A 13803-nucleotide genomic window follows, 5' to 3' on the forward strand; every position below is an offset into this window, starting at 1 on the left:
GTATTTTTGGTGACCCCTCGTGTGGTGTCATCCTGTTGAACTCCCCCAGGACCGGAAGGTAGCAAGGGTAGATGGGCTCTGACAGGTGCATGAGGGGTCTTTACTTTTTACGCAAGCCGAATGGAGTCCACGTGGGCGCTGGCCGTTTCGCCCCTAGCCCGTCAGGGCGCCTCCACATCGGCAACCTGCGCACCGCTGTCCTGGCTTGGCTTTTCGCCCGCTCCACTGGCCGCGATTATCTTTTGCGCGTCGAAGACTTGGATCGCGTTCGTGCCGGATCCGAAGACGAGCAGCTTGCCGAGCTCAAAGCGCTGGGTCTAAGTTTCGACGGAACAATGGTGCGTCAGTCCGATCGGTTGCCTGTATACCGCGCCATTGTGGATGATCTCAAAGCGCAGGGGCTGGTCTACGAATGCTTCTGTTCCCGCAAGGACATTGCCGAGGCCGGCAGCGCTCCGCATGCCGCTCCGGGCTCCTATCCCGGAACTTGCCGGAACCTCACCGCGGAAGAGCGTGCCGAAAAGGCCCGGCACAGGCCAGCGGCGCTGCGTCTGCGCGCCGAAGCGAACGTTTTTACTGTTCAGGACGAGCTCGCCGGCAGCTACACGGGGACGGTGGATGATTTCGTCCTGGTGCGTAACGACGGTGCACCGGCGTACAACTTGGCGGTCGTCGTCGACGATGCGGCCAGCGGAATCGACCAAGTAGTCCGCGGCGATGACTTGCTCTCGTCGGCACCACGCCAGGCGTATCTCGCGCAGCTGCTCGGCTATACCGTTCCGACGTACGCGCACGTACCGCTGGCGCTGAACGAGAAGGGCCAGCGGCTGGCCAAGCGCGATGGCGCTGTAACGCTCGAAGAGATCACCGAACAAGGTGTGCATCCAGCCGAAATACGTGCATTTTTGCTAGAGTCATTGGGCTTGCCGGGTCAGGATTTGCAGGCAGCCTTGGAGGCATTCGACCCAGCCGCGCTTCCGCGCGAACCGTGGATCGTGAGGCCTGAAAACATTGTCCAACAGCTGATGCCCCCGGCATCGCGCAACCGATAGGGAACCGGTGTGACTACAGCGCTTTACCGCAGATATCGTCCCGATACCTTCGCCGACGTCATCGGACAGGAGCACGTTACCGCTCCGCTGATGACCGCTCTGGAGAAGAACCGGGTCAATCACGCATACCTGTTCTCCGGACCGCGCGGTTGCGGCAAGACCACTTCGGCCCGCATCCTCGCGCGCTGCCTGAACTGCGAGCAGGGTCCCACTCCGATCCCGTGCGGCACCTGCCCGAGCTGCGTCGAGCTGGCCAACGGCGGCCCCGGTTCCCTGGACGTCATCGAAATCGACGCCGCCAGCCACGGTGGCGTGGAAGATGCCCGCGACTTGCGCGAGCGTGCGACGTTCGCCCCTGCCCGCGACCGCTACAAGATCTTCATCATCGATGAGGCCCATATGGTCACCTCGGCAGGCTTCAACGCGCTGCTGAAGATCGTCGAAGAGCCGCCGGCGCACATCAAGTTCATCTTCGCGACGACCGAGCCGGACAAGGTCATCGGCACCATCCGTTCGCGCACCCACCACTACCCGTTCCGCTTGGTGCCGCCCGAGGCGCTGCTGGAATACCTCAAGGTCCTCTGCGACCGCGAAAACGTCGCGGTGGCCGAGGGCGTGCTGCCGCTGGTCATTCGCGCCGGAGCAGGCTCGGTCCGCGATACCCTGTCGGTGCTTGACCAGCTCATGGCCGGCGCCCGCGAAGGGATCCTGGACTACGAAACCGCCATCGCGCTGCTGGGCTACACCCACTCCACGCTGCTGGACGAGGTCGTCCTCTCCCTGCACGAATCAGACGGGGCCGGATTGTTCAGCGCGATCGACCGCATCATCCAGACCGGACTTGATCCGCGTCGCTTCGTCGAGGACCTGCTGGAGCGCTTCCGCGACCTGGTGATCGCCAAGGCGATGCCGGAGGGCCTGGAGAAGATCCTGCGCGGAGTTCCCGCCGACCAGCTCGAAGCCCTGCACCTGCAGGCCGGGCTGGCCGGAGCCGGCGAGCTGTCCCGCTGGGCCGATGTCACCAATCAGGCGCTGACCGACATGACCGGCGCAACCTCCCCGCGCCTGCACCTTGAGCTGCTGGCCGCGCGCCTGCTGCTTCCCGGTTCGCAGAGCTCGGACAGTTCCTTCGCCGCCCGGCTGGACCGCTTGGAGCGCCATGCCATGACCGGCGGGGCGCTGCCCGCGCTGGATGGCGAGGGATCCGAGGACGTTGCCGTCTCCATGGGCTCGGCGCCGAATCCTGGCGCAGCGCGCCAGGGCGCCGCCGCCGTACGCCAGGCTCTGGCCGCGGCCAAGGCCCGCCGCGACGGAGAGCCGATTCCCGAAGCGCTTGCAGAAGCTCCGGCCGAAACCCAGCCTGCACCGGTTCAGCAGGCTCCCGTGCAGCAGGCTCCGGCGCAGCCCGCATCGGCCCCGCAGGATCAGCACACCCAGCCAGCCCAGCGGCACCAGGAATCCCAGGTTCCGCACGCTTCCCAGGCGCCTGCCCAGCCGCAGCCAGACGCACAGCAGCAGACCGCCGCCCAGGCTCAGGCCGCGGACGATCTCAACGCTCCGCTGGATCCGGGAGCGGCAGCCTCGCTGAACACCGGCGCGGACGCCGATTGGGGCGCCACTTGGGGACCGAAGGAAGACCGGAACCCGGTCACCACCGAGATCCAGCCCGGCCCGAGCGTTCCGGCCGAGCGCCCCGACGGCGTCGCGCCGTTCAGCCTGGTGCCGGATCCAGCCAGCGGCGAAGACCTGTCCTTCGGGACCGGTGTCTCCATCGACGACGTCAAGCAGAACCCTGCCATGGCTGAATTCGCCCGCCGCGCGGCAGAAACCCGCGCCCAGCAGCAGTCGCAGCAGCAAGCCCAGGCCGCTGCCCGGCAAAACCAGGCCCCGCAACAGCAGCAGGCAGCCCCGGTCCCGCCGATCCAGCCGGACTCCGAAGCACAGCAGCGCGCCGCCTACGAACAGGCACAGCACTTGCAGAACCCGGCTCAGCAGAGCCAGGCACCGCAGCAACACCAGCAGCAGCATGTCGCCCAGGTCCCGCCAATCCAGCCGGACTCCGAAGCACAGCAGCGCGCCGCCTATGAACAAGCTCAGCGTGAGCAGGCCCAACGTGAAGCCGCCCAACGCCAGCAGGCCGAACATGAAGCAGCCCAGCGTGCAGCCCAGGAACAGGCCGCCCGTGAACAGGCGCAGCGTGAAGCCGCCCAGCGCCAGCAGGCCGAGTACGAAGCAGCCCAACGCGCAGCCCAGGAACAGGCCGCCCGAGAGCAGGCACAGCGCGAACAAGCCCAACGCGAAGCGGCGCAGCGCCAGCAGGCGCAGTCCGCCCAGCAGCAGAACCAGTACCAGCAGCAGCACCCTCAGCAGGGAAACCAGCCAACGGCTGCTCCAGCCGGAGCTTCTCCGGTCGCCAAGTTCCAGCAGGCCTGGCCGCAGATTCTGGAACAGCTGCAGTCCAACTCGCGCGTGCTGCACTCCATGGTGTCGAACTACGGATCGGTCGCCGGATTCGACGGCCGCACGCTGACGCTTGCCTTCAGCAATTCCGGTCCGATCGTCAATCTGAGAAACCGACCGGACATGATGCAGACGCTCACCGGAGTGCTTTCGCAGGTGGCTGGCGGGCCGATCGAGGTTGTCATCACCGAAGGCGGCTCGAACCCTGCAGGCGGTGGTTCCCCAAAAGGTGAGCGCCGGCCGATCCCGGCGCCAACCCCAGCACCAACCAAGTTCATCAAGGCTGATTCCGCTGGGGTAGCTTCGCGCCCCTCGAAGCCTGCATCGGCCCGGACCGCGGCCGCTCCGGCGACACGCAAGTCCCCGGCACCCGCTGCGCCGGCTGCCGCCGCGCCCGCGCGAGACAACGGCTACGTATCCAGCTACGACGACGTGCCTCCGCCGTACGACGAGCCGTACATGGACGAGCCGCCGTTCCCTGACGACGGCGCCTTCGGCGACCCCTACGCAGCGACGAAACCCCAGGCTCCGTCGCCTGCTCCGGCTCAGCCAGCGGCTCCCGCCGCGCCACCGGTCCAGCAGGTCCAGCCGATCCAGCCTGAAGCACCTGCTTTCCAGGCTCCGGTGGCTCCGGCCCCGCAGCGCAGCAGCGCCCCGCGTTCCTTCGACGGCCCGCCGGTGGCTCCGCGCCCGCGCATGACCGCCGGGATGAACGCCCGCCAGGCCGAACGTCCCGGCTTCTCGATCGACCGCCCGGTGTCCTCGACGCCGCTGCGCCCGGGCAGCACCACCGGCTCCTTCGAGCCGGCGGCCAGCGCCCGCGAGCCCGAGCCGCAGGCCCCTGAACCGATCCAGACGCAGTCCCAGGCCCCCGCGCAGCAAGCTCCGTCCCAGCAGGCAGCTTCGGCACCCGTTGCCCCGGCGCCGCACGGCGCTCCGCAGCAGTTCCGGCCCGCGCAGCCGCCGCAGGCCCCTGCCCGGGAAACCGCTCCGTCTTGGGGCGCCCCGGATCCGGCCGCGCAGCCCGCGAGCACCCCGTCGGACCCGCGTCCGAGCGCAGGCTCCGGGCGCATGAGCCGCTACCAGCAGCTGATGAACCAGGCAAAGGACGCTGCTCCGGCCGCCGCGCCGGTGCAGTCCGCCAGCGGCTGGGGTGGCGCGCCGCTGCCGCCCGAACCTGCGATGGAGGATCCCTACGAGTTCGTCCCGAGCGACGACGACATCGAGGTGGAGGACTCCGCCCTGATCGGCGTTCCTGCGGTCGAGCGGCTGCTCGGCGGTATGGTCATCGAGCAGCGCGACGTGAACGGCAACATCGTGGAAATCAAGCGCAGCCTGTGACCGATCCGGCAGCCATACCAACTGTCGGAGTGAGACACTAGTGTGTACGTTGGCGGGGTGCGTTGGCCTCCCCGCAACCGGCCCGCGGGCCGCTCAAGACCTATCCCTGCAAGCGACGAAAGAAGGCGCACGTGTACGAAGGTGCTGTACAGGAACTGATCGATGAGCTCGGTCGGCTGCCTGGGATCGGCCCGAAATCGGCGCAGCGCATCGCTTTCCACATTCTCGATGCCGACGCCGAGGACATGACCCGCCTGGCCGCCTCGATCCAGCTGGTCAAGGAGAAGGTGAAGTTCTGCGAAATCTGCTTCAACATCTCCGAGCAGGACACCTGCGCGATCTGCCGCGATGAGCGCCGCGACGGCACGACGATCTGCATTGTCGAGGAGTCCAAGGACGTGCTGGCGATCGAGCGCACCCGGGCCTTCGCCGGCCGCTACCACGTGCTGGGCGGCTCCATCAATCCGCTGGCCGGGGTGGGACCCGAGCAACTGCACATCCGCGAGCTGGTCACCCGCCTGGCCGACGACTCGATCACCGAGCTGATCCTGGCCACCGACCCGAACCTCGAGGGCGAAGCCACCGCGGTGTACCTGGTGCGCGCACTGGCCCCGCTGGGCATCAAGATCACCCGCCTGGCCTCCGGCCTCCCGGTGGGCGGCGACCTGGAGTACGCCGACGAGGTCACGCTGGCTCGCGCCTTCGAGGGCCGCCGGGTTGCCGGACGGGCCGCCGCCCCGCAGGTTGCGCCGCAGCTGCCGGATCCCGAACCGCAGCCGCGCAGGGAGACCCCTGCGCCGGACCAGCCCGCCGAGCAAGGCCCGGAGCCGGCTTCCGAGGCCGGTGCGGAAACGCAGCCGCGCTTCGTCGTTCCGGAGATGGACGACCATCGCAGCGCGACCCGCTGACCACCCGCTCTCCGCAGGATCCACCTCGCCGCCCGCGCTCAACGCGCCGTCGGCGGGGTGTTTTTATTCCCGCCGCGGCACTTTTGTGGAGCACCCCACACATGGTTGATGATTGTCAACTAATCATTTATAGTTGATGAGAATCAACCTTTCTTCTCTTCTTCTTTGGAGCGCTTATGACCGCAACCGCACCGGTCGCCCAGCCCAAGATGAGCCACCGCGAAATCATGCAGTCCCTGACGGGCCTGCTGATGGGTATGTTTGTCTCCATCCTGGCCGGCACCGTCGTTTCCAGTTCACTTCCAGTGATCGTTTCCGATCTGGACGGCGGCCAGACCGCCTTCACCTGGGTCGTCACCGCCACGCTGCTGGCGACCACCATCTCCACCCCGATCTGGGGAAAGCTCGCCGACCTCGGCAACCGCAAGCTGCTGCTGCAGCTGGCGCTGGCCATGTTCGTACTGGCTTCGGCCGCCGCGGGCTTCGCGCAGAACACCGAATTCCTGATCGCCATGCGCGTCATCCAGGGCCTGGCCGGCGGCGGCATGGGTGCCCTGAGCCAGATCGTCATGGCCGATATCCTCTCCCCGCGTGAACGCGGCAAGTACATGGGCCTGTTCGGCGCCGTCATGGCCGTGGGCACCGTGGGCGGACCGTTGATCGGCGGCTTCATCACCGACACCATCAACTGGCGCTGGAACTTCTTCGTGGCGCTGCCGTTCGCCGTGGTCGCGATCCTGCTGATCCAGCGCACCCTGCATCTTCCGGCCCTCGCCAAGCGCAAGGTCAAGATCGACTACCTGGGCATCATGCTGCTGTCCTCGGGCGTAGCCCTGCTGCTGATCTGGATGTCCATGGGCGGCTCGCAGTTCGGCTGGAACTCCACCACCAGCTACCTGATGGCCGGCGGCTCCGTGGTTCTGCTGGCACTGTTCGTGCTCACGGAATTCAAGGCGGCCGAACCGCTGCTGAACCTGGGTCTGTTCAAGAACCGCACCTTCACCTTTGCAGTCATCGCCTCGCTGGCCATCGGCGTCTCGATGTTCGGCACCTCGGTGTTCCTCAGCCAGTACATGATCATGGCCCGCGGCGCGACCGCCACCCAGGCCGGTCTGATGACCTTCCCGATGATGGCCGGCCTGCTGGTCATCTCCACCATCGCCGGCGCGCTGATCACCCGCTTCGGCAAGTGGAAGGCCTTCGTGGTCACCGGCTCGATCCTTCAGGTCGTCGGCCTGTTCCTGCTGGGCACCATCCACTACGACACCAACTTCGTCCTGGTGGGCGTGTACATGTTCATCCTGGGCGCCGGCGTCGGCCTGGTCATGCAGAACATGGTCCTGGTGGTGCAGAATGCCGTTCCGGTCAATGAACTCGGCGTGGCTTCCTCGGCCGTGAACTTCTTCCGCACCCTGGGCGGCACCGCCGGCACCGCAGGGCTCGGCGCCCTGCTGGCAATCAACATTCCGAACATGATCGCCGACCGCCAGTCCGATCTGGCCAAGGCGATGGCCACGCTGGGCGACAAGGCCGCCGAGGTCTCCGCGCAGCTGGCTTCCGGCAGCCTGCCGAGCATCTCCACGCTGCCCGAGCCGGTGCGAGTGATCTTCGAATCCGTGTACGGCGACGGTGTCGCGGCGCTGTTCGCAGTGGCCGCCCCGATCTCCCTGATCACCGTCGTGGCCGTGTGCCTGCTGCCGAACCAGAAGCTGCGCACGCAGACCGCGGTTGAACGCCATCAGGAAGGCGAAGGCCAGGCTCCTGCCTCGGCCCCTGCCGTTGACGGCGCTAAGGGCTTGGAGGCGCAGCGCGCCGAAGGCACCCTGCTCACCGAAGCCCCTGTCACCGCTGACGGCGACAACGAGAAGAAGCCCGGCTCCCCCGCCGGGGCGTAGGAAGGCCCATGGATACCGTGAGCGGCCGCGTCGCCAGCACCAGCGCTGAGCGCGCCGAACTCTACGAGGCCGCCGAGCAGCAGTTGCTGGACTTCATCGCGGTCATCGCCCGCACCAAGCGGGAAGTCGCCGCACGCATGGAGCACCGGCTGACGACGGCGGCGCTGCCGGTGCTCGGGCTGGTTGTTCGCTCCAAGGGCATCTCGCAGTCCGAGATCTGCGACCGCCTGCTGATCGACAAGGCGGCACTCTCTCGCATGGTCACCAAGCTCGAGGAACTCGGCCTGGTCACCCGCGAAGTGGATCCGGACGACCGCCGGGTCTCGCAGCTGCTGCCCACCGAGCTGGCGGTGACCCGGCGGCGCGAATGGCTGCACAACTGGCGGCTGGACCTCAGGGCCCGCATGGAGCAATGGAGCGATGACGACCTCGGCGCGCTGACCACGCTGATCGGCCGCTTGAATCTGGACTTCGACTGCGCCTAGATTCCGGACGCCGCAGGAATAGCCGCGGACTTCGACACATATCGAAGTCCGCGGCTCCTTTCGTTTATGGATCCGGACAAGAAAATCGAAGCTGCGCCGAAATGTCCCGGAGAACGAACGCCTGGCGCTGGCGCGTTCCATCGTGTGCGCCTATTTCAGGCAATAGCACGTCCCCAACTGGAGGGTGCGGCGCATTCACGCTAGATTTCAAGCATGGCAACACGAAGCAGCAACACCGACGCAATCGCCCGCGCCACCGGACGGCCGTGGAGCCAATGGTCGAAGGCCCTGCATGAGGCTTCGGCGACCGAGCTGGTCCATCAGCAGATTGCCCAGCTGGCCGCCACGCTGATGCCGAAGGACCTGAAGAACCCTGAATGGTGGGCCCAGAGTGTCGCGGTGGCCTTCGAACAGGAAATCGGCCGCCGAGTTCCCGGCCAGGCCCAGGATGGAAGCTTCCAGGGATCGACCACCGCGACGCTCCCGACGACGCTGGACGGCGCACTGGAACGCTGGCTGCAGGCGGTTTCCGGCTTGGCCGAATTCAACGGGCAGACGCTGGCCGAGGACCCTGCGCTCAGCTCCAGCGAACGTTGGCGCTACTGGCGGGCGAGTTTCAGCGACGGCACCAAGACCCAAGTAGACATTGGGCTCAAGGGCGAAAAAGTCAGCATTGCCGTAAACGTCACTAAGGCTGGGAACCCCGAGATGGTGTCGGAGTGGAAGTCCTTTTGGCGACAAATTTTGGCTCTCACCAAGGGATAGGGAGCGATTTAAGGCACATTCCCCGGCGCCCTCTAGGCAATATGACCAACCGTTAACGTCACAAGTAGGTCATGATCGAGCGAAGCTGTCACAATATTTATCTGGTAGATGTCTCGCGCGGCATTTTCCTGCGCCCGCCACCCGCGGTGTCGGCGGTGCTTCGGACAAGCGCGTGAGCCACAGCTTTCAACAGGTGGAGTGAGTGCCCATGGGCCTAATTGTGCAAAAGTTCGGCGGTTCGTCCGTATCGGATGCCGAAGGCATCAAACGCGTCGCGCGCCGAATTATTGACACCAAGAACCAGGGCCACGAAGTGGTCGTGGTGGTCTCCGCCATGGGCGACACCACCGACGACCTGCTGGACCTTGCCGGCCAGCTGACCGACGAGGCGCCCGCCCGCGAGATGGATATGCTCCTATCCGCCGGCGAACGCATCTCCATGTCCTTGCTGGCCATGGCGATCGACCAGTTCGGCGAACGCGCGGCCTCCTTCACCGGTTCCCAGGCCGGCCTGATCACCGACTCGACCCACGGCAAGGCCCGCATCATGGAGGTCTCGCCGCAGCGCGTGCGCCGCGCCATCGACCGCGGATTCATCGCCATCGTCGCCGGTTTCCAGGGCATGAGCAAGGAATCGAAGAACATCACCACGATGGGCCGCGGCGGCTCCGACACCACCGCGGTGGCGCTGGCCGCAGCGCTCGGCGCCGACGTCTGCGAGATCTACACCGATGTGGACGGCGTCTACACCGCCGACCCCCGAGTGGTTCCTTCCGCAACCAAGATCGAGCAGATCACCAGCGAAGAAATGCTGGAGATGGCGGCCAGCGGCTCCAAGATCCTGCACCTGCGCTGCGTGGAATACGCCCGCCGCTTCGGAGTGCCGCTGCATGTGCGCTCCTCCTTCAGCACCAACGAGGGCACCTGGGTGCTCCCGGACCCCAACGACAAGATCAAGATTCAAGAGGGAGAACCCTTGGAACAGCCAATCATCTCCGGTGTTGCCCACGACCATTCCGAGGCGAAGGTCACCGTCATCGGTGTCCCCGACATCCCGGGCAAGGCGGCGCAGATCTTCGGCGTGATCGCCGCGGCCCAGGCCAACATCGACATGATCGTGCAGAACATCTCGACGCGCGGCTCGGGCAAGACCGACATCTCCTTCACCCTGCCGATGACCGAGACCAAGCATGTGCTGGACGCGCTGAACACCGCCAAGGGCGAGATCGGCTTCGAGGACATCGAGCACAACGACGAGGTCGGCAAGCTGTCGCTGATCGGCGCCGGCATGCGCTCGAACCCGGGCGTCTCCTTCACCTTCTTCGAGGCACTGCACCAGGCCGGAGTGAACGTGGACATGATCTCCACCTCCGAGATCCGCATTTCCGTGGTGACCGACGCCGACAAGCTCAACGACGCGGTGCGCGCCATCCACACCGCGTTCAACCTGGACACCGAGGTGGAAGCCACCGTGTACGGCGGCACCGGCCGCTAGGCTCACCATCCGCTGGATCCTCAGGCGGCCAGGCACTTCGGTGCCCGGCCGCCTGAGGCGTTAACGCGCCGGCGGGCTTTGCGGGGCCGGACGCGGCGCTGTCATGCTGGGTGCATGAGCAAACCCCTTTTCCTCGCCGCCGCCCCGCCGGAGAATCTTCCCGTGCCGCCCCGCGTGCTCCAGGCTGCCAGGGGCGAGGCGGTCCACGGAGTCTGGCTCAACGCGCTGGGCGGGGTGACCTACCGCCTCGGCGAAGGACCGGCGCAGCGTTTCGCGAAGTGGTCCCCGTACACGGCCTCTGCCAACGGGGCGGGCCGCAGCGCCGCCGATGAGCTCGACCTGCGCCTCGAGGCCGAGCGCCTGTGCTGGGCCGCGGACTACCTGGCCGTGCCGCGGGTGCTGTCGCTGGAGGAGTTCGACGACGGCCAGCTCATGGTCACCGCCGCGTTGCCCGGCCTGAACCTGGTGTCCGATGTCGGCAAGGCCGAACCGAAGCTGTCGGCCCGCGCACTGGGCCGCGGGCTGCGCCGGCTGCACGAGGCGCTGCCGGTCGAGCGCTGCCCGTTCCGCTGGGACGTAGCCACCCGCGCGGGCTGGCTCGCAGGCGAGCTGCGCGAGCGTTTCCTCACCGAGGCGCCCGAGGAGGACCTGGTGGTCTGCCACGGGGACGCCTGCGCGCCGAACACCTTGGTCGGCCCCGGGTACGAGGTCACCGGGCACGTGGACTTCGGCGAGCTGGGCGTGGGCGACCGCTGGGCCGATCTGGCGGTGGCCGCATGGAGCACCGAATGGAACTTCGGGGCAGGGGTCCAGGCCGAGGTGTACGCCGGCTACGGCATCGAGCCCGATGAACGGAAGATCGACTTCTACCGCCGTCTCTGGGACGCCACCTAACGCGAGATATAGCGGTGCTCGGGGCGGCCGCGCGTCCCGTAGCCCAGCTGAAGCTCCAGCGCCTCGTTGGCCACCAGCGCTGCGAGGTAGCGCTGCGCGGTGGCCCGCGCGACGCCCACCGCCTCGGCCACTTCGGCGACGCTCATCGGCTGCGCCGACTGCTTCACGCAGGCCAGCACCGCCTGCTCGGTGGGCGCGGCGCTCGCGCCTGCGGCGGCCGCGTCGTCCACCCCCTGCAGCGTCTTGTAGAGCCGGTCGATGCCCTGCTGGTCCAGCTGCCCGGCGCCCTCCAGCTGCCGGCGGTAGCGGGCCCAGCCCTTGAGCTTGGAGGACAGCGTCTTGGCGCCGAAGGGCTTGATGATGAAGGACAGCGCCCCGCGCGAGATCGCCTGGGAGATGTTCTCCGGCTCGGTCGCCGCAGAGATCATGATCGCGTCCACGCCCAGGGCTGGCAGCAGTTCCAGCCCGCTGACATGCGGCAGGTACAGGTCCAGCAGGACCAGGTCCGGCTTCTGCGCGGCGACGACCTTGGGCACCACCCGCGGATCCTGCACCGGTTCCAGCGCCTGGAAGCCGGGCAGCGCGTTGACCATCTCCGCGTGCAGCGCGCCGACACGGAAGTCGTCGTCGACGATCAGCACTCGGTAGTTTCCCGTGGTTTTGCCGCTCATGGGCGCTGTCCTTCCGGTGGGGTTTCGGTGGGGGTTCGGGGTTCGGCGAGCGCCGCGGGCAACCGGGCAGCCAGCACCGCCCCGCCGTCGGCGCCTCCGGGATCTGCCACCCAGACGTCCCCGCTGCGCGACTGGGCCAGCCGGCGGATCAGCGGCAGCCCCACCCCGGCGCCGTGCTCGCCGCCCAGGGCGGAGCCGGTGGAGACCTCGGGCGAGAAGATGTCCAGGCCGGTGGTGATGCCCGGCCCGGAGTCCGCCACGGCCAGGTGCAAGGTGGTTCCCTCGGAGAGCAGGTCCACCTCCACCCAGGGTTCCCCGGCGCCGCGCAGCGCGGCGGTGAAGGCGTTGTCCAGCAGGTTGCCGAGCACCGCGGTGGCGTCCTGCGCGTCATGGGCGGAGGCGATCTGCCCGAAGAGCATCGACTGCGGCGAGACGCGCAGCTCGATGCCCTGCTCGTGGGCGCGCACCGCCTTGGCGGAGATGAATGCCGACAGGTAAGCGTCCTGCACTGCCTCGAGCCCGGGGACCTGGGCGATCTTCGGCCCGGTTTCCATGACTTCCTGCAGGTACTGCTCGGCCTGCTCGATCTTGCCCAGGTTGATCAGCCCCAGCACCGCATGCATGCGGTTGGCGAATTCGTGGCGCTGGGCGCGCAGCGCATCGGCCATGTCCTGCACCGCGTCAAGCTTGGTGCCCAGCGCCTCGACGGTGGTCACGTCGTGGAACAGCACCACCTGCCCGAGATCCACGCCGTCGCGGTTCACGTCCGTGACGCGGGCGATCAGCGAATTCCCGTTCGCGTTCAACCGCAGCGGCGCCTTGTCGTGCTCGCGGATGGCGCGCACCAGGGCCGCATCAAGCCCGGCCGACGCGTAGTGGCGCCCCACGACGTCCTGCAGCTCCGTGCGGTGCGGCAGGCCCAGCAGCTGTCGGGCCGCCTTGTTGCGCACCGTGATCCGGTTGTCCACGCCGATGCCCATGACGCCTTCGGTCACGCCGTAGAGCACCGCCTGCTGGTCGCGGACCAGCTGCGCGATCTCCGAGGGTTCCAGGCCCAGGGTCTGCCGCTTGAGCTTGCGCACCGTGTAGCGTCCGGCGAGCACCGCCAGCGCGGCGGCCAGCAGGGCGAACAGCGCGATCCAGCTGAAGGACTGCGCCAGCGCCCCGGTCAGCGAATCGGTGGTCACGCCAACCGATACCTCGCCTATGACCATGCCGGAAGAGGAATATATCGGGACCTTGGCGCGCACCGACTCGCCCAGGGTGCCGTGCTCGCGCGAAACGTCCTCGATACCAGCCAGGGCCACCGGCTCGGTGGAGACCTTCAGCCCCAGTTCTGCGGGGTTCGGATGGCTCAGGCGCAGGCCGCGGTCCTCGGTGATCACGACGAAGTATGCATCTCCGCGGTTCACGATCGCCTGGGCCGTCTCCTGTAGCGGGCCGGTCCTCAGCGCCTGGACATCGAGCCGGTCCTGGGCCGCGTAGCGCTCGACCTCCTGGACCACCGAGGGCATGACTGCCACCGAACGCGCGATGGTCAGCGAGCGGTCCTCGGCCCGGTTGAACACCTGGTTGTAGCTGGCGTAGAGCGTTCCCGCCGTGACCAGCACGATCAGGAAGCCGACCACGATGAACTGCAGGCGCATGATGCGCGAGGCGAAGTGCCGGGTTCCGGGTCGGGAGGAATGCATGGCACCAAGCATATCCACCGGAGTGCGCCCGAGTGAGTTTTATGAGCAAAAAGATTCCAATGACCAAAAGGGGGCGGTAATCAGCACAAGCCCCGCAACGTGAGCGCCGACACGTAGCGTGGAAGGGATTCCTCATTCCACCGGAT

The 13803-nt window shown here is 67.2% G+C and carries 9 protein-coding genes, 1 other RNA gene and 1 pseudogene; 9 read left to right on the forward strand and 2 right to left on the reverse strand.

The window, feature by feature from the left end; translation table 11 throughout:
• The first annotated feature begins 8 nt into the window (after positions 1–8).
• From ffs to ATC04_RS16500, 9 genes and pseudogenes are all read left to right on the forward strand, one after another.
• Positions 9–105: signal recognition particle sRNA small type (gene ffs, locus ATC04_RS16460), an RNA gene on the forward strand.
• A gap of 26 nt (positions 106–131) precedes the next feature.
• Entirely contained in the window at positions 132–1052 is a 921-nt protein-coding gene (gene gluQRS / locus ATC04_RS16465) for a tRNA glutamyl-Q(34) synthetase GluQRS (protein ID WP_060617044.1), read from the forward strand.
• Between the two features lie 9 nt (positions 1053–1061).
• Complete coding sequence (locus ATC04_RS16470) at positions 1062–4853, forward strand: DNA polymerase III subunit gamma and tau (RefSeq protein WP_047118072.1); 3792 nt, start codon at positions 1062–1064, stop codon at positions 4851–4853.
• 131 nt (positions 4854–4984) lie between these two features.
• Positions 4985–5575: pseudogene (gene recR, locus ATC04_RS16475) on the forward strand (recombination mediator RecR); the annotation flags it as partial.
• 362 nt (positions 5576–5937) lie between these two features.
• Positions 5938–7656, forward strand: a complete 1719-nt coding sequence (locus tag ATC04_RS16480) for a DHA2 family efflux MFS transporter permease subunit (protein ID WP_231736015.1) — start codon at positions 5938–5940, stop codon at positions 7654–7656.
• A gap of 8 nt (positions 7657–7664) precedes the next feature.
• Positions 7665–8141 (forward strand): helix-turn-helix domain-containing protein, encoded by a 477-nt coding sequence (locus tag ATC04_RS16485; RefSeq protein WP_047118073.1) that lies wholly within the window; start codon positions 7665–7667, stop codon positions 8139–8141.
• A 213-nt stretch (positions 8142–8354) separates the two neighbouring features.
• Positions 8355–8906, forward strand: coding sequence for a hypothetical protein (locus tag ATC04_RS16490; protein WP_047118074.1), 552 nt, complete (start codon positions 8355–8357; stop codon positions 8904–8906).
• Positions 8907–9114: 208 nt separating this feature from the next.
• Positions 9115–10401 (forward strand): aspartate kinase, encoded by a 1287-nt coding sequence (locus ATC04_RS16495; RefSeq protein WP_047118075.1) that lies wholly within the window; start codon positions 9115–9117, stop codon positions 10399–10401.
• 114 nt (positions 10402–10515) lie between these two features.
• Entirely contained in the window at positions 10516–11295 is a 780-nt protein-coding gene (locus tag ATC04_RS16500) for an aminoglycoside 3'-phosphotransferase (protein WP_047118076.1), read from the forward strand.
• On the opposite strand, the gene ATC04_RS16505 is transcribed toward ATC04_RS16500, so the two are convergent.
• Complete coding sequence (locus ATC04_RS16505) at positions 11292–11966, reverse strand: response regulator (RefSeq protein WP_047118077.1); 675 nt, start codon at positions 11964–11966, stop codon at positions 11292–11294. The two genes, ATC04_RS16500 and ATC04_RS16505, sit on opposite strands and share 4 nt — an antisense overlap.
• Entirely contained in the window at positions 11963–13657 is a 1695-nt protein-coding gene (locus tag ATC04_RS16510) for a sensor histidine kinase (protein WP_047118078.1), read from the reverse strand. The genes ATC04_RS16505 and ATC04_RS16510 overlap by 4 nt, the downstream gene beginning before the upstream one ends.
• Positions 13658–13803 lie beyond the last annotated feature (146 nt).

The organism is Arthrobacter sp. YC-RL1 (assembly GCF_001454985.1).
GTDB classification, from domain to species: Bacteria; Actinomycetota; Actinomycetes; order Actinomycetales; family Micrococcaceae; genus Glutamicibacter; species Glutamicibacter soli.

What these genes read in the sequence shown, in the direction of transcription:
- ATC04_RS16485 (WP_047118073.1), top strand. Translation starts at nt 7,665, where the DNA reads ATGGATACCGTGAGCGGCCGCGTCGCCAGCACCAGCGCTGAGCGCGCC.
- ATC04_RS16480 (WP_231736015.1), top strand. Translation starts at nt 5,938, where the DNA reads ATGACCGCAACCGCACCGGTCGCCCAGCCCAAGATGAGCCACCGCGAA.
- ATC04_RS16505 (WP_047118077.1), bottom strand. Translation starts at nt 11,966, where the DNA reads ATGAGCGGCAAAACCACGGGAAACTACCGAGTGCTGATCGTCGACGAC.
- ATC04_RS16490 (WP_047118074.1), top strand. Translation starts at nt 8,355, where the DNA reads ATGGCAACACGAAGCAGCAACACCGACGCAATCGCCCGCGCCACCGGA.
- ATC04_RS16510 (WP_047118078.1), bottom strand. Translation starts at nt 13,657, where the DNA reads ATGCATTCCTCCCGACCCGGAACCCGGCACTTCGCCTCGCGCATCATG.
- ATC04_RS16495 (WP_047118075.1), top strand. Translation starts at nt 9,115, where the DNA reads ATGGGCCTAATTGTGCAAAAGTTCGGCGGTTCGTCCGTATCGGATGCC.
- ATC04_RS16500 (WP_047118076.1), top strand. Translation starts at nt 10,516, where the DNA reads ATGAGCAAACCCCTTTTCCTCGCCGCCGCCCCGCCGGAGAATCTTCCC.